Here is a 21,664-nt window from a genome sequence, read left to right as displayed (position 1 = left end):
TTGGCCCGCCTCGGGAGGTTGTGATGAAGCACCGCGGCAGACACCGTCGACGCAAGCAGGGCCGCGCGGCGCGCGCGTTCCTCGCCGGAACCGCCCTCGCGCTCACCGCCGCCGCGACGATGATCAGCGCCTCACAGGCCACGGTCGGCGACAACCCCGGGGCGCTGGAGCCTCTCACCAGGGCCGGGGAGACCCGCGCGCTGCGACTCCAGGAGCAGTTGGTCCCACAGACCACGCTGGACGAACTCGCCTCCGGGATGGGCCGGCCGGTCGGTGTCCGTGCCGTCCTGGAGACCGCTGACCGGAGCCTGCGCACCGGGTCCGCCTGTACGTCCACCGAGCGCACGGCGCTGCCTCTCGCGCCGACGGCCACCCGCGCGTACTGCTGGGACGCCGCCGACACCCGGGCCTGGCGGGCCGGCGCGGTCACCACCTCGGGGGACGCCGACGACGACGGCTGGTGGAACGACAACCGGGTGCTGCTCTCCGGCTGGAACCAGGGCAGTGCCGACCGCGGCCTCGCCCGGGTCGCCTTCGTCGACGCGAACGACCTGGGCCGCCTCAGATACGCGTCGGCCCTCCTCGTCGTCCCGGTGGACGGCGGCCGGGACTACCGCGCTCTGACGTCCCGCCTGTCGGGCATGGTCTGGTACCAGGACAAGCTGCTGGTCACCGCGGGCGACGGTCTGTACGTGTACGACATGAACCGCGTCCAGCGCACCACGGTCGACAGCGCCGCGGTGGGCCGCGTCGAGAAGGGCTGGTCGGCGCACGGCCACCGCTTCGTCCTGCCGGCCGTCGGCTCGTACCGCCTGACCGGCGGGAGCACCGCCCCCGCGATCGGCGGCATCTCCCTCGACCGCGGCACGGCACCCGACAGTCTGGTCGCGAGCGAGCGGACCGCCGCCGACAGCGACCGGCACGCCCGTCTGTGGCGCTACGACTTCAGCAAGGACCCGGCCCGCCCCGGTCTGCTGTCCACCGACGCCACCGGCTCCGCGTCGGCGGTCGAGGCCTATGAGACGGAGGCGTCCGGCATCCAGGGCGTCCTGGCGCGCCCGGCGACCGGTACGGACCGTTCCGACTGGTACCTGAGCCGCGCCCCCGGCGACACGGACCGGCACGGCAGCCTGTGGCGCCAGGACACCGAGGGCGCCGAGGCCACCCGTTGCGGCTCGGAGGACGCCCCCCGCTGCTGGGGCGTCCAGGCCGGTCCGCTGTCGTACTGGGAGGAGACCGGCGAGGTCTGGTCCCAGTCGGGCCGCGCACTGTTCGCCATGCCGCTGTCGTCGGTCGACAGCGCGCTGGGGTAGCGGACCGGCCCCGGGCGGCCCCTGGGGATCGCGATCGACAGATCGACCACTCGGGTGGTTCCCTGGCCGTCATGACCAACATCCCCGTGACCACCTGGTCCCTGGAGCAGACCTCTCCGACCGACCTCCTCCGGGCCGCCGGCCCGGAGGGCGACGTCCGGATCGTCCGCTCCGAGGTTCCCTCCCCCGAGTTCAGCCGGTTTCTGTACGCGTCCGTGGGCGGGGACATCCTCTGGGTGGACCGGCTGGGCTGGACGTACGCACAGTGGCGGGCGCACCTGGAGCGTCCGGGTATCGAGACGTGGGTCGCCTACGAGCAGGGGACGCCCGCGGGGTACGTGGAGCTGGGCGCCCAGGACGACGGGGTCGTGGAGATCGAGTACTTCGGGCTGATTCCCGCCTTCCGCGGACGCCGCATCGGCGGACACCTGCTCTCGTACGGCGCCGCCCGCGCCTGGGACCTCGCGGACCGGTGGCCGGGGCTGGCGCAGACGAAGCGGGTCTGGCTGCATACGTGCAGCAAGGACGGGGAGCACGCCATGGACAACTATCTGCGTCGCGGCTTCAAGCTCTTCGACACCAAGGTCGAGGAGGAGGCCGTGGTGACCGCGCCCGGTCCGTGGCCCGGGGCTTACCCTGGCTGAGCTGGGGAGAAACGGTCCATTACGGGCCATGTGACCAACACCACCCTTGTCTTGCTCTTCGAGACAAGGGTGTCCGAATATTGGACGAAGCTGGACTGTGTCCAGATCGCCGTGACACGCTTCCGTCATGTCTGGAACTGGAATTGCCTTGGTGAGTCGGCGGCACGTCGACCTCGGCCGCATGTCCAGCGCCATCTGTCCGGTGCGCTGACAGCCCCGCAGCGCCCGACATCTCTCTCCTTTCAGCTTTCACTCCCGCGCAATGACGCGCACATCTACCCATGCGCCCGTATGCGCAGGTCAGAGCCGCATTCCCGCCTGTCCCGAAGGACGTATCAACCATGGCCGCCACCCCGCAGAAACCTGCTGCCGCGACTCCCCGCCGCAAGGTGAGCCGTCACCGCGGTGAGGGTCAGTGGGCGATGGGGCACCACACCCCGCTCAACGGCAACGAACAGTTCAAGAAGGACGACGACGGTCTCAATGTGCGGACACGCATTGAGACGATCTACTCCAAGCGGGGCTTCGACTCGATCGACCCCAACGACCTGCGGGGTCGTATGCGCTGGTGGGGCCTGTACACCCAGCGCAAGCCCGGGATCGACGGCGGCAAGACCGCGATCCTGGAGCCGGAGGAGCTGGACGACAAGTACTTCATGCTGCGGGTGCGGATCGACGGCGGACGCCTCACCACCCAGCAGCTGCGGGTGATCGGCGAGATCTCGCAGGAGTTCGCGCGCGGCAGCGCGGACATCACCGACCGGCAGAACATCCAGCTGCACTGGATCCGCATCGAGGACGTGCCGGAGATCTGGAACCGGCTGGAGGCCGTCGGGCTGTCCACCACCGAGGCCTGCGGCGACTGCCCGCGTGTCGTCATCGGCTCGCCGGTCGCCGGCATCGCCGAGGACGAGATCATCGACGGCACCTGGGCGATCGACGAGATCCACGAGCGGTACATCGGCAGCAAGGAGTTCTCCAACCTGCCGCGCAAGTTCAAGACGGCGATCTCCGGCTCCCCGCTCCTGGACGTGGTCCACGAGATCAACGACGTCGCGTTCGTCGGTGTCGACCACCCCGAGCACGGCCCCGGCTTCGACCTGTGGGTCGGCGGCGGCCTGTCCACCAACCCGAAGATCGGCGTGCGGCTCGGCGCGTGGGTGCCGCTGGAAGAGGTCCCGGACGCCTGGGCGGGCGTGATCGGCATCTTCCGCGACTACGGCTACCGGCGGCTGCGCACGCGGGCCCGCCTGAAGTTCCTGGTCGCGGACTGGGGCCCGGAGAAGTTCCGCCAGATCCTCGAGGACGAGTACCTCAAGCGGAAGCTGGTCGACGGTCCCGCGCCCGCCGAGCCCACCGAGCGCTGGCGCGACCACGTCGGGGTGCACCGGCAGCAGGACGGCCGCTACTACGTCGGTTTCGCGCCGCGTGTCGGCCGGGTCGACGGCGCCACCCTGACGAAGATCGCCGAGGTGGCCGAGGCCCACGGTTCGGGCCGGGTACGGACCACCGTCGAGCAGAAGATGATCGTCCTCGACGTCGAGGAAGCGCAGGTCGAGCCGCTGGTCGAGGCCCTGGAGGCACTGGACCTGACGGCCAAGCCCTCCCCCTTCCGGCGCGGCACCATGGCCTGCACCGGCATCGAGTACTGCAAGCTCGCCATCGTCGAGACGAAGGCGCGCGGCTCCCAGCTGATCGACGAACTCGAGCGCCGCATCCCGGACTTCGACGAGCCGCTGACCATCAACCTCAACGGCTGCCCGAACGCCTGCGCCCGTATCCAGGTGGCGGACATCGGTCTCAAGGGCCAGCTGGTCCTCAACGACCAGGGCGAGCAGGTCGAGGGCTACCAGGTGCACCTCGGTGGCGCGCTCGGCCTGGAGGCCGGCTTCGGCCGCAAGGTGCGTGGCCTGAAGGTCACCTCCGACGAGCTGCCCGACTACGTCGAGCGGGTCCTCAAGCGCTTCCAGGCGGAGCGCGAGGACGGCGAGCGGTTCGCCACCTGGGCCGCGCGCGCCTCCGAGGAGGCACTGTCGTGAGCGTCAGCGAACGACAGCGAAAGGAGGGGCCATGAGCGAGCGGGCCGCCCCCTTCTACTGCCCCTACTGCGGCGACGAGGACCTCCGCCCCAGCGAGCAGGGTCACGGCGCGTGGGAATGCGCGGCGTGCAACCGCGCATTCCAGTTGAAGTTCCTCGGGCTGCTCGCCCAGGGCCTTCGGCACAACGACGCAGGGGGAAAACAGATATGACGACGCTTCAGGAAGAGCGCACGACAGACGATCTGAAGGCGCTCGCCGAGCAGGCGGGCCGTGATCTGGAGGACGCCTCCGCGCTGGAGATCCTCCAGTGGGCGGTCGACACCTTCGGAGAGCGCTTCTGCGTGACCTCGTCGATGGAGGACGCGGTGGTCGCGCACCTCGCGTCCCGCGCGAGGCCCGGCGTGGACGTCGTGTTCCTCGACACCGGCTACCACTTCGAGGAGACCATCGGCACCCGCGACGCGGTCGAGGCCGTGATGGACGTCAACGTCATCACCCTCACCCCGCGCCAGACGGTCGCCGAGCAGGACGCCGAGTACGGCCCCAAGCTGCACGACCGCGACCCCGACCTGTGCTGCAAGCTGCGCAAGGTCGAGCCGCTGGAGCGGGGTCTGAAGGGCTATGTGGCCTGGGCGACCGGACTGCGCCGCGACGAGTCGCCGACCCGGGCGAACACCCCGGTCGTCGGCTGGGACGACAAGCGCCAGAAGGTGAAGATCTCCCCGATCGCCCGCTGGACCCAGGACGACGTGGACGCCTACGTCGCCGAACACGGTGTCCTCACCAACCCGCTGCTGATGGACGGCTACGCCTCCGTCGGCTGCGCCCCCTGCACCCGCCGGGTCCTTCAGGGCGAGGACGCGCGCGCCGGCCGCTGGGCGGGCAGCGCCAAGACCGAGTGCGGGCTGCACGGCTGACCCATGACTGAGCTTTCTACGTTTCCTGCGAATGGGGAGAACCACGTGACGAGCGGAGCCACCGTCTGGCTCACGGGTCTGCCGAGCGCCGGCAAGACCACCATCGCCTACGAACTGGCCGCCCGGCTCCGCGAGGAGGGCCGCCGCGTCGAGGTGCTCGACGGCGACGAGATCCGCGAGTTCATCTCGGCGGGCCTCGGCTTCAGCCGCGAGGACCGGCACACCAACGTGCAGCGCATCGGCTTCCTCGCCGAACTGCTCGCCCGTAACGGCGTGACGGCCCTCGTCCCGGTGATCGCACCCTACGCCGACAGCCGCGACGCGGTGCGCAAGCGCCACCAGGAGAGCGGGGCCCCCTACGTCGAGGTGCACGTGGCCACTCCGGTCGAGGTGTGCTCCGTACGCGATGTGAAGGGGCTCTACGCCAAGCAGGCCGCGGGCGAGCTGAGCGGCCTGACCGGGGTCGACGACCCGTACGAGGCGCCCGAGTCGCCCGACCTGCGTATCGAGTCCCAGAACCAGACCGTCCAGGAATCCGCGGGCGCGGTCCACGCGCTGCTCACCGAGAGGGGACTGGCATGACGACGACCGTAGCCACGGTCAAGGGGGGCGAGGACGGTACGGACTCCCCGTACGCCCTCTCCCATCTGGACTCGCTGGAGTCCGAGGCCGTCCACATCTTCCGTGAGGTGGCGGGCGAGTTCGAGCGGCCGGTGATCCTGTTCTCCGGCGGCAAGGACTCCATCGTCATGCTGCACCTAGCGCTGAAGGCCTTCGCGCCGGCGCCGGTGCCCTTCACGCTGCTGCACGTCGACACCGGGCACAACTTCCCCGAGGTCATCGAGTACCGCGACCGTACGGTCGAGAAGCACAACCTGCGGCTGCACGTCGCCTCGGTGCAGGACTACATCGACCGGGGTGTCCTCAAGGAGCGCCCGGACGGTACGCGCAACCCGCTGCAGACGGTGCCGCTGACGGAGAAGATCCAGAGCGAGAAGTTCGACGCGGTGTTCGGCGGCGGGCGGCGCGACGAGGAGAAGGCGCGGGCCAAGGAGCGCGTCTTCTCGCTGCGGGACGAGTTCTCGCAGTGGGACCCGCGCCGCCAGCGGCCCGAGCTGTGGAACCTGTACAACGGCCGCCACGCGCCCGGCGAGCACGTCCGGGTGTTCCCGCTGTCCAACTGGACCGAGCTGGACGTCTGGCAGTACATCGCCCGCGAGGGCATCGAGCTCCCGCAGATCTACTTCGCGCACGAGCGTGACGTGTTCGCCCGCAGCGGCATGTGGCTGACCGCGGGCGAGTGGGGCGGGCCCAAGGACGGCGAGACCGTGGAGAAGCGGCTCATCCGCTACCGGACCGTCGGCGACATGTCCTGCACCGGTGCCGTCGACTCCGACGCGGTGACCCTGGAGCAGGTGATCGCCGAGATCGCCGCCTCCCGGCTCACCGAGCGCGGCGCCACCCGCGCCGACGACAAGCTCTCCGAGGCCGCGATGGAAGACCGTAAGCGCGAGGGGTACTTCTAAGCATGAGCACGATCACGACCGAGGAGCTCTCGGCCACCACCCTGCTGCGGTTCGCCACCGCGGGCTCCGTCGACGACGGCAAGTCCACCCTGGTCGGCCGGCTGCTGCACGACTCCAAGTCGGTCCTCGCCGACCAGCTGGAGGCCGTGGAGCACGCCTCCCGCAACCGCGGCCAGGAGGCGCCCGACCTGGCGCTGCTGACCGACGGTCTGCGGGCCGAGCGCGAGCAGGGCATCACCATCGACGTGGCGTACCGCTACTTCGCCACGCCCCGGCGCCGGTTCATCCTCGCCGACACCCCCGGCCATGTGCAGTACACCCGCAACATGGTCACCGGCGCGTCGACGGCCGAACTGACGGTGATCCTGGTCGACGCCCGCAACGGCGTCGTCGAGCAGACCCGCCGGCACGCCGCCATCGCGGCCCTGCTGCGGGTGCCGCACGTCGTGCTCGCCGTGAACAAGATGGACCTGGTCGACTACCAGGAGCCCGTCTTCGCCGCGATCGCCGAGGAGTTCACGGCGTACGCGCTCGAACTGGGCGTCCCGGAGATCACCGCGATCCCGATCTCCGCGCTGGCCGGCGACAACGTGGTGGACCCGTCCGCGAACATGGACTGGTACGGCGGGCCGACCTTCCTGGAGCACCTGGAGACGGTCCCGGTCACCCACGACCTGAGCCACTGCCACGCCCGGCTGCCCGTGCAGGTCGTGATCCGGCCGCAGAGCGCCGAACTCCCCGACTACCGGGGCTACGCCGGTCAGATCGCCGCCGGTTCCTTCCGGGTCGGCGAATCGGTGACCGTGCTGCCGTCGGGCCGTACGTCGAAGATCACCGGCATCGACCTGCTGGGCGAGCCGGTCGACATCGCGTGGACCACCCAGTCGGTGACCCTCCTGCTGGAGGACGACATCGACATCTCGCGCGGCGACCTGATCGTGCCCACCAAGGACGCGCCCGCGACCACCCAGGACATCGAGGCCACCGTCTGCCATGTCGCCGACGCCCCGCTGACGGTCGGGCACCGGGTGCTGCTCAAGCACGGCACCCGCACGGTCAAGGCGATCGTCAAGGACATCCCGTCGCGGCTCACGCTCGACGACCTGTCCCTGCACCCGCACCCCGGACAGCTCGTCGCCAACGACATCGGCCGGGTCAAGGTCCGCACCGCCGAGCCGCTGCCGGTCGACTCCTACGCCGACTCGCGCCGGACAGGATCGTTCATCCTGATCGACCCGAACGACGGCACCACGCTCACCGCGGGCATGGTCGGCGAGTCCTTCGCCTCGCCGGAGCCGGTCAAGGACGAGGCCGAGGACGACGGGTGGGACTTCTGAGCGCGAGGTGTGCGCCGACCCGCGCGCACCGTCCGCGCACCGCCCCGCACGAACCTGCCGACCACCCGGCCACGACCTGACACGGGCGTAGCGCCGGGCCACCGAGAGGAACACCTCCCGTGCCTGCCACCCCCGCCCTGCGACGGACGTTCGCCGTCCTGGCCGCGCTGCCGCTGCTGGCCCTCGCGGCCTGCGGCTACGGCTCGCAGGCCAAGGAGAACACGGAGCACGCCGTTGCCGGGGCGGCCAAGGTCGACGGCCTGGACTCGGTGAAGATCGGCTACTTCGGGAACCTCACCCACGCCACGGCGCTGGTCGGCCGGCACGAGGGACTGTTCCAGAAGGAGCTGGGCGGCACGACGGCGCAGTACGCCACGTTCAACGCCGGTCCCTCGGAGATCGAGGCGCTGAACTCCGAGTCCATCGACATCGGCTGGATCGGCCCCTCCCCCGCCATCAACGGCTACCTCAAGTCGGACGGCACGAACCTGCGGATCATCTCCGGTTCGGCCTCGGGTGGAGTGAAGCTCGTCGTCGATCCGGAGAAGATCAAGTCCCTGAAGGACGTCAGGGGCAAGAAGATCGCCACGCCGCAGCTCGGCAACACCCAGGACGTGGCGTTCCTCAACTGGATCTCCGAGCAGGGCTGGAAGGTCGACGCGGAGAGCGGCAAGGGTGACGTCTCCGTGGTCCGTACCGACAACAAGATCACGCCGGACGCCTACAAGTCCGGTTCGATCGACGGCGCGTGGGTGCCCGAGCCGACCGCCTCCAAGCTGGTCGCGGAGGGCGGCAAGGTGCTGCTGGACGAGGCGGACCTGTGGCCGGACAAGAAGTTCGTGATCACGAACGTCATCGTGCGGCAGGACTTCCTCAAGAAGCACCCCGAGGCCGTCGAGGCCGTACTGCGTGCCTCGGTGCGGACCAACCGGTGGATCGACGCCAACCCTGAGAAGGCGAAGGCCGCGGCGAACGCGCAGCTGAAGACCGACACCGGGAAGGCGCTGCCGGCCGACGTGCTCGCCCCGGCATGGCGGTCCATCCGCGTCACCGACGACCCGCTGGCAGCCACGCTGAACACCGAGGCCGAGCACGCGGTCGAGGCGGGGTTGCTGCAGAAGCCCGACCTGACCGGCATCTATGACCTGACGCCGCTGAACAAGGTGCTCAAGGCCGAGGGCGAACCCGAGGTCGACGACGCCGGGCTCGGCGTCGAGTAAGCCCCGTTTTCCGCCAGCCCGTTTTCCGGATTCCGCGAGTTCCCAGGAGGTGACGACCATGGCAACCGCCCTCGCCAAGGCCGCCGACACGGCTGCGTCCGTGGAGCACGCCGCGCGCATCGACCATGTCTCGAAGTCGTTCGCCGGCCCGGCCGGGCAGCAGCTCGTCCTCGACGACATCACGCTCGATGTCGCTCCCGGCGAGTTCGTCACCCTCCTCGGAGCGTCCGGCTGCGGCAAGTCGACGCTGCTGAACCTGGTGGCCGGGCTGGACAGGCCCAGCGCGGGCAGCATCACGACCGACGGCCGCCCGGCGCTGATGTTCCAGGAGCACGCCCTGTTTCCGTGGCTGACCGCGGGCAAGAACATCGAGCTCGCCCTGAAGCTCAGGGGCGTTCCCAAGACCGAACGGCGCGAGCGGGCCGATGAGCTCCTCGAACTGGTCCGGCTGAAGGGCGCGTACGGCAAGCGGGTGCACGAGCTGTCCGGCGGGATGCGGCAGCGGGTCGCCATGGCCCGGGCGCTCGCCCAGGACAGCCGGCTGCTGCTGATGGACGAGCCGTTCGCGGCGCTGGACGCGATCACGCGGGACGTGCTGCACGACGAACTGACCCGGATCTGGCGGGAGACGGGGCTGTCGGTGCTGTTCGTGACGCACAACGTGCGCGAGGCGGTCCGGCTGGCCCAGCGCGTCGTGCTGCTGTCCTCCCGCCCGGGCCGGGTCGCCCGCCAGTGGACGGTCGGCATCCCGCAGCCGCGCCGCATCGAGGACGCCGAGGTGGCGGAGCTGTCCCGGGAGATCACCGAAGAACTGCGTGGGGAGATCCGCCGCCATGGCCAGCACTGAGACGACCTCCGCGACCGCCGCCAAGGACGGCGGCGATCTCGCCGGACTCGAAGCGGGCCTGGACGCTTTGGACACGGTCCAGACGGGCCGTACGCCGTTTCGGCGGACCCTGACCCAGAAGGTCCTGCCGCCGGTGGTCGCGGTCGCGCTGGTGCTGGCGGTCTGGCAGGTCCTGGTGTGGGCCGAGGTCGCGCCCGACTACAAGCTGCCGTCGCCGTCCGACGTGTGGGGCGAGGTGCGCCAGTCCTGGCTGCAGGGCACGCTCCTCGACTACATCTGGACGTCCGTCTCGCGCGGTCTGATGGGCTTCCTGCTGGCGCTGGCGATCGGTACGCCGCTGGGCCTGCTGGTGGCGCGGGTGAGGTTCGTGCGGGCGGCGATCGGGCCGATCCTGTCGGGTCTGCAGTCGCTGCCGTCGGTGGCCTGGGTGCCGCCCGCCGTGATCTGGCTGGGCCTCAACGACTCGATGATGTACGCGGTGATCCTGCTCGGCGCGGTCCCCTCCATCGCCAACGGCCTCGTGTCGGGCGTCGACCAGGTGCCGCCGCTGTTCCTGCGGGCGGGCCGCACGCTGGGCGCGACGGGCCTGAAGGGCACCTGGCACATCGTGATGCCGGCCGCGCTGCCCGGCTATCTGGCGGGCCTGAAGCAGGGCTGGGCCTTCTCCTGGCGCTCGCTGATGGCCGCCGAGATCATCGCCACCTCGCCCGATCTGGGCATCGGGCTGGGTCAGCTGCTGGAGCAGGGCCGCACCAACAGCAGCATGTCCCAGGTGTTCCTGGCCATCTTCCTGATCCTCATCGTCGGCATCGCCATCGACCTGCTGATCTTCAGCCCGCTGGAGCGGTGGGTGCTGCGCAGCCGCGGTCTGCTGGCAAGGAGCTGAGGTCCCGTGTTCCAGAAGCCGGTTCTTCTCGTCATCGCCCACGGCAGCCGCGACCCGCGCCATGCCGCGACCGTGCATGCCCTGGTCCGCCGGGTGCGCTCGCTGCGCCCTGACGTACGGGTGGAGACCGGCTTCCTGGAGTTCAACATCCCGTCGGTGCAGGGGGTGCTGGAGTCGCTGGCCGCGGAGGGCGTCCGTGACGTGGTGGCCCTCCCCCTGCTGCTGACGCGCGCGTTCCACGCGAAGGCGGACATCCCGGCGGTCCTGCGGGACGCGCCGCCGCAGCTCCGCATCCGCCAGGCGGAGGTGCTGGGCCCGTCGCCGCTGCTCCTCGCCGCCCTGGAACGGCGTCTGTACGAGGCGGGTCTGACCCCCGCCGACAAGTCCTCGACCGGGGTCGTGCTGGCCTCGGCGGGGTCCTCCGACCCGGAGGCGATCGCAGTGATCGCAGAAATCGCGCGGGAGTGGCGGCACACCGGTTGGTGCGCCGTGCGGCCTGCGTTCGCCTCCGCATCCCTTCCCCGCACCGAGGACGCGGTGCGCGAGCTGCGGGCCCTCGGCTGCGAGCGCGTGGCCGTCGCCCCTTACGTCCTCGCCCCCGGCTTCCTTCCGGACCGCATCGCGCGGGGCGCGGCCGGGGCGGACGTCCTGGCGGACGTGCTCGGCGCCGCGCCGGAGGTGGCGCGGGTGTTGGTGGAGCGGTACGAGGCGGCGCGGGTGCCGTTGCTGGCGGCGGTCGGGGCCTGAGCCTGCGGCGGCCGTTGCGGTGGGTGGGGGTTCGCGCCTGTGCGGCTTCGGTGGGGGCTCGTGTAGCGCGGGGGCGTGAGGTTGTGGGTCGGGGCCGCGCGAAGCTCTGAAGATGCTCAATCCTCCAGGCCGACGCGCACCGGAAGGTGATGTTCGTGTTTTGATCCTCGCACCACGTGGATCCAGGGGGACTCCACGGTTCGACGCGAGTCCGATGCCGTGCGGCTGGCCGGCTCGCCAGAAAGGTGCGGACATGATTCGACGCATCGCCGTAACTGCCTTGCTTCTGCTGTCTGTCACAGCCTGTTCGACGGCTGAGTCCGGGAGGAGTACGGGGACTCCCGCACCGTCCTCCACTCCGGATTGGATTCAAGAGCAGATCAAGGGCCAGGAGAGGGACCTGCTGGGGCCTGTCGCTTCCGGCACCGGAGAACGGACGTTGCCTCCCTTCTCTCCGACCGCGGCCGCGTACACGGTGTTCGCGCAGTGTGAGGGCAAGGGGTCGGTGTACGTCGCGACAGAGGCGGCGGAGAGGGGGCAGAAGGTCCGGTGCGGGGTGCCCACGAGCGGTCTGGTCTACAGCGGCACGGATGAGGCCCAATCCGTCACGATCACGCCGTCTGACGACGTCAAGGAGTGGACGATCGCCATCCTCGACGGCGATCACAACGCCTGATTGCCTCTCGCGGGGCTTCAGGGCTGCCAGGCCGGAGCACGGCCCCGTGGCCGTGAAGAGGGGGACTCCGGCCCGCTCGGTACCGGCAGAATCCGCCCGCCGACCCGCACCGCAAAGGCGTGCAAGCGCTCCGCGAAGCCCGATACCGGACCACTGAGAGCGGAGAGGCCCATGAAAGATGGGTTCTGACTGTCAGTGCGCGGCCCGCGTCTCCTCCTCGGCCAGTCGCACCAGCTCCCCCACCGGCATCGATCCCGCCGCCCGTCGTTCGCGCGCGAAGGTGTTGGCCAGGCGCTGGAGGAGGTCGTTCAGCGGGGTCGGCACGCCGTGCAGGCGGCCCAGGAGGGCGATCTCGCCGTTGAGGTAGTCGGCCTCGATGGTGCCGGTGCCGCGGGTGAGGGACTGCCAGGAGGAGCCGCCGCCGCGCGGGGTGCCGTCGAGGGGGACGAGGGTGACCTTGTCGCCGCGTACCGCCTGCTGTTCCTCGGTGCCGGCGTACGCGATCCCGGCGGCGTCCAGCACGGCGGCGCCCTCGGCCCGCACGCGCCGGAGCAGCGCCGCGGCCTCCTCGCTGTCGACGGGACCGGTCACCGCCTCCAGGGCGTTGCCGAGGTTGGCCAGCAGCTTGGCGTACTGCCAGCGCGCCACGTCGGGCACGACCGGCGCCTCGAAGTGCGACTTCTCCAGGTCGGCGGCGATGAGACGGGCGGTCTCGTCGGTGCCGTGCGGGTGGCGGCCGAGGTGGAGGATGCCGGTGAGGGGGCTGCCGGCCGCGGAGACGACGCCGGGTTCGACGAAGGTCGACGGAAGCCAGACGCAGACGCCGTACACCCGGCGGAACAGCCGCAGGGCGAGGCGCTGGCTCTCGACGCCGTTCTGCGCGCAGAGCAGCGGCAGGCGCTCGGCGGCCGTTCCGCCGCCCGTGACCGGGGCTGTGGCCCACGTCTGCAGGGCGGCCTCGCTGTCCTGCGTCTTCACGGCGAGGACGAGGACGTCGTCGGGGCGGAGCTCCCCGAGCGCGGCCGGCCCGTCGACGGCCGGCAGCCGGTGGGTCAGCTCGCCCTCCGGCACCCTGAGCCGCAGCCCGCCATCCCGTAGGGCCTCGACGTGCGCGCCCCGCGCGACCAGAACGACCTCGTGCCCCGAGCCCGCGAGTCGTCCGCCGATGACACCGCCGACCGCCCCTGCCCCGATGATGATGTAGCGCATACGACGAGCCTCGCACACCCGTCCACCGGGTTGACCTTGCCCCTGGGTCAGGCTTCAGGGTCCCCGGCATGGACGACTTCTCTCTGAGGCAGACGCCGTACAGCGATCCGGGGAGCCTGGACATCAGCCGGCTGCCGCGTGATCCGGGCGAACTCGCCCGTGTCGTACGTGATGTGATGATTCATCAGGGAGAAGGGGAGCGCCTGGGCTACGCCATTCCCATGCCCCGCCTGCACGAGGACGCCGAGTCGCGCTACGTCAGCGAGATCCTGCGGATCCTGCGCGAGCGCGGGGGCACCGCGCTGACCGAGGCACGGGAGCCGCAGGCCCGGTTCGTGGGCACGTGCCGGGACTTCGCCCTGCTGCACGTGTCCCTGCTGCGCGCGACGGGTACGCCGGCCCGGGTCCGCGGCGGCTTCGGCACCTACTTCGTCGACGGGTTCCACGAGGACCACTGGATCACCGAGTACCGCCTGCCGGACGGGAGTTGGCGGCTGGCGGACCCGCAGGTGCTGCATCCGTCGTACGACCGCCTGGACTTCGATCCGCTGGACGTGCCGCGCGACCGGTTCCTGGTGGCGGGCGAGGCATGGCGGGCGTGCCGGGCCGGGGAGGCGGATCCGGGGACGTTCGGGCTCTGGACCGACGAGGCCCTGCGCGGGATGTGGTTCGTCCGGGGCAGCCTCGTCCTCGACCTCGCCTGCCGGGGCGGCGTCGAGACACTGCCCTGGGACGGCTGGGAGCCCCTGGCGGGCTTCGGCGACGTGTCGCTCCGCGCCGCCGACCTCGCTCTCCTGGACGCCGTGGCCGCCGCGCACACCGACGACGACGTCCGGCGCCTTCGCGCCGAGCCGCGGCTGGCGCCACCCCGCGAGATCCTGTCCTTGTCGCCCCACTTCGGGCTGCGCGGCGTCACGCTCGCTCAGGGCTGAACGGCGTCCCCTGGTGGAAGTACATCTGCCAGCCGTTGTCGGTCCGCCGCCACAAGGAGCTGCGATGGGCCCGGCGGCCGTTGTTCTCCGTGTCGAAGGTGAGGTGGACGACATCGGGCGCGAGCTGGACGGCCTCCATCCGCGAGACGACGACGGGCCGGGGGCCGGGGTCCTCGCCCGCTACCAGGGACTCGATGATCGACGTTCGGTCCCAGTACCGCCCTGACGCGCCGAACTCCCGGAACCCGGGATGCAACAGCTCTCCGAGCAGTTCCGGCGACGACCGTACATCCGGCTCCAGAAGGCGCAGCTCGCCGTCGAGGGCGGCTTGCACGGCCGGGGTGCGGGGGTCAGTCACCTGTCATCTCCACGAGCTTCACGACGGTGTTCCAGTTGCGGCTGGTGGCGATCAAACCCTTGTTGAGCCGGGGCCGCGACAGAATTTCGCCGAGCTTGGAGCGTCCCAGGCCGTTCGGGGCGTACAGGTACAGCGCGCGGTCGCCGAGGCGGAACTCCTCGGGGAGGTGGGCGGCCTGGTCGATCTCCGCGAAGCGGTCGGCGTCGACCGGGGCGGAGAAGTAGGTGACGTGCAGCTGCTTCGCCTCCAACTCGGCAGCCGGGAACGGGCAGTTGTCGGCGATAGCCCTGAGATAGGCGTGGTCGCGCACGATCACGTCCACGGCGAAACCGAACCGCTTCTCGATCGCCGACGTGAGCTCCGCGGCCAGGGACTCCTCGTCGCCGTGGTCGGCGACGAACACGGCCTGGCCGCTCTGGAGGTAGGTGCGTACGCCCTCGTGGCCGAGGCCGGTCAGCAGGGTGCGCAGGTCGGCCATCGGGACTTTTCTGCTGCCGCCCACGTTGATCCCGCGTAGCAGCGCCGCATACGTCGTCGTCATCCGGCCACCTTAAGGCGACCCTCTGACACCGGGCGCGGCCTGTCACCGGTGCGGCCGTCGTGCCCCGTGGGGGTGGGCACGACGGCCTGGAGCCGTAAGTTACTTACCGGTCAGCTTGAAGCACAACCCGATCGCCATGATCCTTTGCCCTCGCCCCGGTCCACACCCCTGATCTTCGGCCCCGACACGGCCGGATAGATGTAAGGGACCCTCATCCTCCCCAGTGGGGAGGCCCCGGTGGCCGAGGGGATGAGTTCCGGCCGCCGTACTTCACCGGGCAGCACGACGAGATGGCTTTATCCGGCCCATACCTTCGAAACGAAAGGGGGCGGCAGGGGGCCGCCACCGTTATCAAGGGGGCAAGCCCGTCATGGGGAACGGAGACACGCGAGTGCGGGGGCTCGCCGCCCGCGCAGGTGGCTGGAGCGCCCGCCACCGATGGGCCGCCGTCGGCATCTGGGTGCTGTTCGTCGTCCTGGCGATGGGGCTCGGTTCGGCGGCGGGCCGGGTCGACGTCAAGGACAGCGACCAGCTGAAGGGCGAGACGCACACCGCCGCCAAGATCGTCGAGGACGCCGGGATCGACGAGCCGGCCGGTGAGACCGTCCTGATCCAGGCGAAGGACGGCGGCCTCAAGGCCACGGACGCCGAGTTCAGGTCGGCGGTCAGCGCGGTCGTGAAGGCGGTCGAGGGCACCGGCGAGGTCACGGACGTGACGTCGCCGTACGACACGCGGACGATCTCGAAGGACGGCCGCAGCGCGCTCGTGCAGTTCGACATGCGCGGCGAGGCCGACACCGCGGGTGAGCGCGTGGAGCCCGTGCTGAAGGCCGTCGAGGACGTCCAGAAGGACCACGGGTCGCTGCGGATCGAGGAGATCGGCGGCGCGAGCATGATGAAGACGTTCGACGACGCGTTCGGGGACGACTTCCAGAAGGCCGAGTACTCCGCGGTGCCGGTGGCCCTCGGCATTCTGCTCATCGCCTTCGGCGCGCTGGTGGCGGCCCTGCTGCCGGTGCTGCTCGCGGTCACCGCGATCATGGCGACGATGGGCCTGATGGGCATCGTCAGCCATGTCATGCCGATGAGCGACACCGCCAACTCCGTGATGCTGCTGGTCGGCCTGGCCGTGGGCGTCGACTACTGCCTGTTCTATCTGCGCCGTGAGCGTGAGGAGCGCGAGGCCGGGCGGGACGCGCAGACCGCCCTGAAGGTCGCCGCCGCCACCAGCGGCCGCGCGATCATCGTCTCCGGTGTCACGGTGTGCGTGGCGATGGCGGGCATGCTGTTCACCGGGCTCGCCGAGTTCGAGGCGATGGGCCTGGCCTCGCTGATGGTCGTGGCGGTCGCCATGGTCGGGTCGGTGACGGTGCTGCCGGCGCTGCTGTCGCTGCTGGGCGAGCGGGTCGAGAAGGGCAAGATCCCCTTCCTGCACCCGCAGAGCAGGCGGAGTCGGGGCCGGGGGCGCGGCAACCGCGAGAGCCGGTTCTGGACGGCCGTACTGAAAGGCGTGCTCGCCCGGCCGGTCATCTCGGTCGCCGTCGCGGCCGGTGCGCTGCTGGCCATCGCGGCTCCCGCGCTCGGGATGAAGACCGAACAGCTCACCCTGGACAAGGAGTTCGGCGACTCGCTGCCCATCGTGCAGACGTACAACCGGCTCAACGAAGCATTCCCGGGCGGTTCCGAGCCGGCCGAGGTGGTCGTCAGGGCGGACGACATCAACGCCCCCGAGGTGAAGTCCGCGCTCGCCGACTTCCGTGAGCGGGCGATCAGTTCGGGTGCCTCGCGCGGCCCGGTGGAGATCAAGCTGCACGACGAGCAGAACATCGCCTTCGTGTACGTCCCGCTGGTCGGCGGCTCCGACCTGGACAAGGCGGGCGCGAGCCTGGACAAGCTGCGCGACGACGTGCGTCCGGCCACGCTCGGCAAGGTGGACGGTGTCGAGGCGCCGATCACCGGGCAGGTCGCCGGGTCGAAGGACTTCAACGACCAGCTGGCCGGAGCGGTCGTCCCGGTCTTCGCGTTCGTCGTGGTCTTCGCCTTCGGGCTGATGCTGCTGTCGTTCCGCTCGCTGACGATCGCCGTCACGTCGATCGTGCTGAACCTGCTGTCGGTGGGCGCCGCGTACGGCATCCTCGTCGCCGTCTTCCAGCACGGCTGGGGCGCGTCCCTGGTGGGCGCGGAGGGCGTCGGCGCCATCATCACCTGGCTGCCGCTGTTCCTGTTCGTGATCCTGTTCGGCCTGTCGATGGACTACCACGTGTTCGTGGTCTCGCGGATCCGTGAGGCGCGCCTGCGGGGCCGGACGACGAAGGACGCGATCCAGCACGGTGTGGTCACCACGGCCGGTGTCGTCACCAGCGCCGCGGTCATCATGGTCGCCGTGTTCGCGATCTTCGGCACGCTGTCCATGCAGTCCATGAAGCAGATGGGTGTCGGCCTCGCGGCCGCGGTCCTCATCGACGCGACGATCATCCGGGGTGTGCTGCTCCCGGCGGTCATGGCACTGCTGGGCGAGCGCAACTGGTATCTGCCGAAGTGGCTGAACCGGCTGCCGGACCTGACGCACGACGAGGCGCCCGAGGCCGTGACGCGCAAGGCGGCCCGGGACGACGAGGGCGAGCGGGTGCCTGTCTGACCCGGCCGGCCCGCGGCGAAGGGCCCGTCGACTCCGGGGGAGTCGACGGGCCCTTCGCGTGTGCCCTCAGCTGGTGAGACGCCGCACCTCCAGCACGCCCTCGTCGCAGCGCACGATCTCCAACTCCCGGTCCGGACGCGCTCCTTCGAAGGTGAGCGAGACCCGGCCGTCCGGCCCTAGGCGCCAGCGACCGGGTACGGCGTCGGGAGCGTCCCCGCGTCCCAGGGGGTGGTCGACGAACGCGCCGTCGGGTGCGAACTCCATGCCGCGACGCCCTCGGGCCGGCGGGAAGGGGTAGTCGTCGGGCCGGTACACCCGCACGTCGCCGTGGTCCTCCTCGTAGGAGTGGAACCAGGAACGGAACAGGCCCGGCGGAGGCTCGCTCATGACCCCGGCCACCTCGCTCACCGCATCCGTGGAAATTGCCGGTCTTCGACAAAAACTGCCGCTCTTCCCAAATTGCCGCTCTTCTCCAGGAATGTCTACGATTATCAGTGTATGGGTCGAGGGGCAGCGGGCAACCGACCCTTCCGTCCGGCATCGCCCGCCCCCGCAGCGCGTGTCCGACGCGCAGTTCCGCAGCCGTGTGCGCGGCAAGTCCAACACCTTCAGAGGGGCGCAGCCATGTCCGATGCGCAGTCCTATCTCCGCGCGGCTTCAGCCGACTACAGCCGCTGGTGCGGTGCCATGGAAGTGCACCGCCGGCTTCTGACGCTCAATCCCGAGTACGCCGGCAACCGTGCGCAGATCGAGAACACCGCGTTCAGCTACGAGTCACAGCGGCGCGAAGCCACCCGGCAGGGCGTCGTCGATCTTCCCGTCGTCGTGCACGTGGTGCACAACACCCCCGAGCAGAATGTCGACGACGCCCAGATCCACAGTCAGATCGCCGTACTGAACCAGGACTTCCGCGCGGCCAACCCCGACGTCAGCAAGGTGCCGGCGGTGTGGCAGGACCTGGTGGCCGACGCGCGCATCCAGTTCCATCTCGCCCAGACCGACCCGCTGGGGCGGCCGACCGACGGCATCACACGGACCCAGACCCCGAACAGGGACTGGGACACGGACGACCTGGTCAAGTTCAGCCTGAGCGGAGGCCGGGACTCCTGGCCCGCGGACGTCTACCTGAACGTCTGGGTCTGCCAACTACGACGTGGCCTGCTCGGCTACGCCCAGTTCCCGGGCGGCGCCGCCTCCACGGACGGCGTGGTCATCACGCACACCGCCTTCGGTACGACCGGCACCGCCGGCGCGCCGTTCAACGGCGGCCGTACGGCCGTGCACGAGATCGGGCACTGGCTCAACCTGCGGCACATCTGGGGTGACGACGACGAGGGGTGCAGCGGCAGCGACTTCGTGGCCGACACCCCCAACCAGGCGGGGCCCAACCTCGGCGCACCGCGCTTCCCCAGTACGACGTGCGGCAACGCCCCGGACGGGGACATGTTCATGAACTACATGGACTACACGGACGACGCCGCGATGTTCATGTTCACCAAGGGGCAGGCGGCGCGCATGGACGCCACCCTGGACAACGCGCGCCTGTCCCTCAGCCGCCAGGCCGTCACGGTGTGACGGCCCCGGCTATCCGCGCCGAGCCGGCAGCGCGGCCTCGATGAGATCGGCGGCCCGGCGCGTCCCGCCCTCCCGGCCCATCTCCGCCTGAATGTCCTTCAGGCGCCCGGCGACCTCGGGGTCGTCCACCAGGGCGAGGGCCGTCTCCCGCAGCGTCTCGGCGGTGGCTTCCTCCGTCGGGACGTGGCGGGCGACGCCGAGCGCCTGGAGCATGTCGGCGTTGCCGAACTGGTCCACGGCCTGCGGCACGGCGATCATCGGGGTGGCCGTGGCCAGACCCTCCTGGCTGCCGCCGGCGCCGGCGTGCGTGACGAACAGGTCGGCCTGCTTCAGAATCGCCAACTGCGGTACCCAGGAGCGCACTTCGACGTTCGGCGGTACGTCCCCCAGGTCGGCCGGGTCGACGTGCCGGCCGACCTGCAGCACCAGGTGCCAGCCCGGCAGGTCACCGAAGGCCCGCACACACTCCCGATAGAAGGCCGGCTGCTTGGTGAAGGCCGACCCGAGGGAGACGAGCACGACCTTCTCGGCGCCGGCCGGCCGCCGCCAGTCGCCCTCGGCGGTGCGGTCGGCCTGGCAGGCGCCGACGAAGGAGTAGACGGCTTCGTCGACCCGGTCGGCGTTCGGCTGCAGCGCCTTCGGGATGAGGACCAGGGAACGGTCGGGCCGGCCCGCGAACGGATCGGGGTGCCGGTCGATGCCGTTCTCCTCCAACCACGCCTGGAAGCGCTCGTAGTAGGCGCGGCCGCGTTCGGTCTTCTTCGGCTCCTCCCACATCGGCTCGGAGACCTCCTGCTCGTACCCCTCCCAGGCGACGAGGCACGGCGACAGCGAGATCGCGGGCACGCCCCAGCGGTGGGCGAGGACACGGGCCGGGTACGAGGCGATGTCGTGCAGGACGAGATCGGGCGCGTCCCCCTCGTACGCCTCGACCAGCTGCGGGAGCGCCTGGATCGCGTCGGTCAGGAACGGCTCGACGTTGTCCAGCAGGGTGCTCCCCCAGGCCTCCGGGTCGGCGTCCGGACCGGGCAGCGTGGAGTTCCACGGCTTGGGCTCGGCGCCGGTGCCGGCGACCTTCTCGGCGAAGGCCGGGGGAATCGCGTACGTGACCCGGTGCCCGCGCGCCACGAGCTCGCGGATCACCTCAAGGCTGGGGTTCACGTGACCGTGGGCGGCGATGGAGAACATGGCGATGTGAGCGGGACTGGTCATGGGCCCGACCTTAAGCGAGACGATACGTCTCGTGCAACCCGGTTTCATGAGGCCCCTGCCGCCAGCGCGTGGTGCAGCCTCAGCCACGTCTCCGGCGGCACCTCTCCGACGAGGACCCTCGCGTCGAGACTTGCCGCGCGGAACGCCGCGTCGACCCGTCGCCTCGGGTGGGCCCGGCACAACGACGCGTGCAGCGAGCCGCCCACCCCGGAGAAGCCCAGTTCGACCAGGTGCCGCCAGCCCGCGTGGGCGGCGGCGTCGAGCAGCGGGGTGCGGCGCCGCTCGATCCGTACGATCCCCGCGTCCACCCGGGGCACGGGACGGAAGCTGTGCCGCCCGACGCGGCCGCACAGTCGCCATTCGTAGCGGGGCCAGGTCAGGACCGTCAGACGGCTCCAGCTGCCGTAGTCACCCGTGCGTTTGCGGGCGTATTCAAGCTGGGTGAGGAGGGTGGCCTCGGTGAGGGCGGGCGCCCGCAGACACCAGTCGACGATGGCGGCCGTGCGGGAGAAGGGCACGTTCCCGGCGACGGAGAACGGCGTGCGCGGGGGCCGTGCGGCGAGGAAGTCCTCGCCGATTACACGGACTTGGGGTGTGTGCGAGAAGCGTGTGCGCAGCGCGGGAACGAGCCGCGGGTCGATCTCGTAGGCGAAAAGGCGCCGACAGCGCGGGGCGAGAAGTTCGGTCAACGCGCCTTTGCCCGCGCCGACTTCGAGCAGCAGGCATGCCTGGCGCCCGTGCGGTACGGCGTGTCGGGCGAGCTGTCCGGCGGCTGCGCGGTCGGCGAGGAAGTTCTGGGAGAGCGCGCGGGATACGCGGGTGGGGCGGGCCATGGCCTGCGGTCCTTGTCTTCCGTGGAGAGGGAAAGGGCAGACGAAGGCCCTGACCGGAAGACAGGAGGAAGAACGAGGAGCAGCGGACCGCGACGGATCAGCGGATCAACGCATCAGCGGGCGTGGCTCCCCGGGCCGGTCAGGGCTCCGGGGCCGCGGCGCATCCGTACGGAGTGCGCGTAGCCCCGGCCGAGACCGGTGATGGTGATCGAG

Annotated in this window: 23 protein-coding genes; 17 read left to right on the top strand and 6 right to left on the bottom strand. The window is 70.6% G+C overall.

Going from position 1 to position 21,664, the window contains the following annotated elements; translation table 11 throughout:
* Positions 1–23: 23 nt before the first annotated feature.
* From ACFU95_RS06795 to ACFU95_RS06730, 14 genes are all read left to right on the top strand, one after another.
* On the top strand, positions 24–1,313 hold the full coding sequence (locus ACFU95_RS06795) for a hypothetical protein (protein ID WP_383822753.1): 1,290 nt from the start codon (positions 24–26) through the stop codon (positions 1,311–1,313).
* A 71-nt stretch (positions 1,314–1,384) separates the two neighbouring features.
* A complete protein-coding gene (locus ACFU95_RS06790) occupies positions 1,385–1,957 on the top strand; it encodes a GNAT family N-acetyltransferase (RefSeq protein ID WP_383822751.1) in 573 nt (190 codons plus the stop codon).
* A 127-nt stretch (positions 1,958–2,084) separates the two neighbouring features.
* On the top strand, positions 2,085–2,168 hold the full coding sequence (locus ACFU95_RS06785) for a putative leader peptide (RefSeq protein ID WP_349817346.1): 84 nt from the start codon (positions 2,085–2,087) through the stop codon (positions 2,166–2,168).
* A gap of 130 nt (positions 2,169–2,298) precedes the next feature.
* Positions 2,299–3,996 carry a nitrite/sulfite reductase gene (locus ACFU95_RS06780; RefSeq protein WP_383822748.1) on the top strand — a complete coding sequence of 566 codons (1,698 nt, stop codon included), beginning with the start codon at positions 2,299–2,301 and terminating at the stop codon, positions 3,994–3,996.
* 31 nt (positions 3,997–4,027) lie between these two features.
* Positions 4,028–4,207: a hypothetical protein gene (locus tag ACFU95_RS06775; protein WP_383822746.1), complete on the top strand. Its 180-nt coding sequence runs from the start codon at positions 4,028–4,030 to the stop codon at positions 4,205–4,207.
* Entirely contained in the window at positions 4,204–4,914 is a 711-nt protein-coding gene (locus tag ACFU95_RS06770; protein WP_383822744.1) for a phosphoadenylyl-sulfate reductase, read from the top strand. Before ACFU95_RS06775 ends, ACFU95_RS06770 begins: the two co-directional genes overlap by 4 nt.
* A gap of 3 nt (positions 4,915–4,917) precedes the next feature.
* Positions 4,918–5,496: an adenylyl-sulfate kinase gene (gene cysC / locus ACFU95_RS06765; protein ID WP_383822741.1), complete on the top strand. Its 579-nt coding sequence runs from the start codon at positions 4,918–4,920 to the stop codon at positions 5,494–5,496.
* The gene (gene cysD, locus ACFU95_RS06760; RefSeq protein WP_062719806.1) at positions 5,493–6,440 is read left to right on the top strand and encodes a sulfate adenylyltransferase subunit CysD; all 948 of its coding nucleotides are present in this window, start codon (positions 5,493–5,495) and stop codon (positions 6,438–6,440) included. The genes cysC and cysD overlap by 4 nt, the downstream gene beginning before the upstream one ends.
* A gap of 2 nt (positions 6,441–6,442) precedes the next feature.
* On the top strand, positions 6,443–7,777 hold the full coding sequence (locus tag ACFU95_RS06755) for a sulfate adenylyltransferase subunit 1 (protein ID WP_383822738.1): 1,335 nt from the start codon (positions 6,443–6,445) through the stop codon (positions 7,775–7,777).
* 119 nt (positions 7,778–7,896) lie between these two features.
* Positions 7,897–8,997 carry an aliphatic sulfonate ABC transporter substrate-binding protein gene (locus ACFU95_RS06750; RefSeq protein ID WP_383822736.1) on the top strand — a complete coding sequence of 367 codons (1,101 nt, stop codon included), beginning with the start codon at positions 7,897–7,899 and terminating at the stop codon, positions 8,995–8,997.
* Positions 8,998–9,055: 58 nt separating this feature from the next.
* Positions 9,056–9,844 carry an ABC transporter ATP-binding protein gene (locus ACFU95_RS06745; RefSeq protein ID WP_383822734.1) on the top strand — a complete coding sequence of 263 codons (789 nt, stop codon included), beginning with the start codon at positions 9,056–9,058 and terminating at the stop codon, positions 9,842–9,844.
* Positions 9,831–10,730 (top strand): ABC transporter permease, encoded by a 900-nt coding sequence (locus ACFU95_RS06740; protein WP_383822731.1) that lies wholly within the window; start codon positions 9,831–9,833, stop codon positions 10,728–10,730. Before ACFU95_RS06745 ends, ACFU95_RS06740 begins: the two co-directional genes overlap by 14 nt.
* Positions 10,731–10,736: 6 nt before the next feature.
* Positions 10,737–11,477, top strand: coding sequence for a sirohydrochlorin chelatase (locus ACFU95_RS06735; protein WP_383822728.1), 741 nt, complete (start codon positions 10,737–10,739; stop codon positions 11,475–11,477).
* Between the two features lie 253 nt (positions 11,478–11,730).
* Positions 11,731–12,153 carry a hypothetical protein gene (locus ACFU95_RS06730; RefSeq protein WP_383822726.1) on the top strand — a complete coding sequence of 141 codons (423 nt, stop codon included), beginning with the start codon at positions 11,731–11,733 and terminating at the stop codon, positions 12,151–12,153.
* Positions 12,154–12,345: 192 nt separating this feature from the next.
* Here ACFU95_RS06730 and ACFU95_RS06725 read toward each other — a convergent pair whose 3' ends face one another.
* A complete protein-coding gene (locus ACFU95_RS06725) occupies positions 12,346–13,362 on the bottom strand; it encodes a ketopantoate reductase family protein (RefSeq protein ID WP_383822723.1) in 1,017 nt (338 codons plus the stop codon).
* 68 nt (positions 13,363–13,430) lie between these two features.
* On the opposite strand from ACFU95_RS06725, the gene ACFU95_RS06720 reads away from it, so the two are divergent.
* Complete coding sequence (locus tag ACFU95_RS06720; protein WP_383822720.1) at positions 13,431–14,294, top strand: transglutaminase-like domain-containing protein; 864 nt, start codon at positions 13,431–13,433, stop codon at positions 14,292–14,294.
* On the opposite strand, the gene ACFU95_RS06715 is transcribed toward ACFU95_RS06720, so the two are convergent.
* Together ACFU95_RS06715 and ACFU95_RS06710 are read right to left on the bottom strand one after the other, a co-directional pair.
* Positions 14,275–14,652, bottom strand: a complete 378-nt coding sequence (locus ACFU95_RS06715) for a DUF4440 domain-containing protein (protein WP_383822717.1) — start codon at positions 14,650–14,652, stop codon at positions 14,275–14,277. The genes ACFU95_RS06720 and ACFU95_RS06715 overlap by 20 nt on opposite strands.
* Positions 14,645–15,193: a DUF1697 domain-containing protein gene (locus ACFU95_RS06710; protein ID WP_383822714.1), complete on the bottom strand. Its 549-nt coding sequence runs from the start codon at positions 15,191–15,193 to the stop codon at positions 14,645–14,647. The genes ACFU95_RS06715 and ACFU95_RS06710 overlap by 8 nt, the downstream gene beginning before the upstream one ends.
* Positions 15,194–15,563: 370 nt before the next feature.
* On the opposite strand from ACFU95_RS06710, the gene ACFU95_RS06705 reads away from it, so the two are divergent.
* A complete protein-coding gene (locus ACFU95_RS06705; RefSeq protein WP_383822711.1) occupies positions 15,564–17,831 on the top strand; it encodes an MMPL family transporter in 2,268 nt (755 codons plus the stop codon).
* Positions 17,832–17,897: 66 nt separating this feature from the next.
* On the opposite strand, the gene ACFU95_RS06700 is transcribed toward ACFU95_RS06705, so the two are convergent.
* Positions 17,898–18,218 (bottom strand): hypothetical protein, encoded by a 321-nt coding sequence (locus ACFU95_RS06700; RefSeq protein WP_383822709.1) that lies wholly within the window; start codon positions 18,216–18,218, stop codon positions 17,898–17,900.
* 237 nt (positions 18,219–18,455) lie between these two features.
* On the opposite strand from ACFU95_RS06700, the gene ACFU95_RS06695 reads away from it, so the two are divergent.
* A complete protein-coding gene (locus ACFU95_RS06695) occupies positions 18,456–19,406 on the top strand; it encodes a zinc metalloprotease (protein WP_383822706.1) in 951 nt (316 codons plus the stop codon).
* Between the two features lie 9 nt (positions 19,407–19,415).
* On the opposite strand, the gene ACFU95_RS06690 is transcribed toward ACFU95_RS06695, so the two are convergent.
* Positions 19,416–20,666 (bottom strand): glycosyltransferase, encoded by a 1,251-nt coding sequence (locus ACFU95_RS06690; RefSeq protein ID WP_383822703.1) that lies wholly within the window; start codon positions 20,664–20,666, stop codon positions 19,416–19,418.
* Entirely contained in the window at positions 20,663–21,451 is a 789-nt protein-coding gene (gene erm / locus ACFU95_RS06685) for an ErmE/ErmH/ErmO/ErmR family 23S rRNA (adenine(2058)-N(6))-methyltransferase (RefSeq protein WP_383822701.1), read from the bottom strand. The genes ACFU95_RS06690 and erm overlap by 4 nt, the downstream gene beginning before the upstream one ends.
* Positions 21,452–21,664: the final 213 nt, after the last annotated feature.

This window comes from Streptomyces sp. NPDC057623 (assembly GCF_042800355.1).
Classification (GTDB): domain Bacteria; phylum Actinomycetota; class Actinomycetes; order Streptomycetales; family Streptomycetaceae; genus Streptomyces.
The sequence above is the reverse complement of the archived record's forward strand: the minus strand, read 5'-3'. Positions and strand labels throughout refer to the sequence as shown.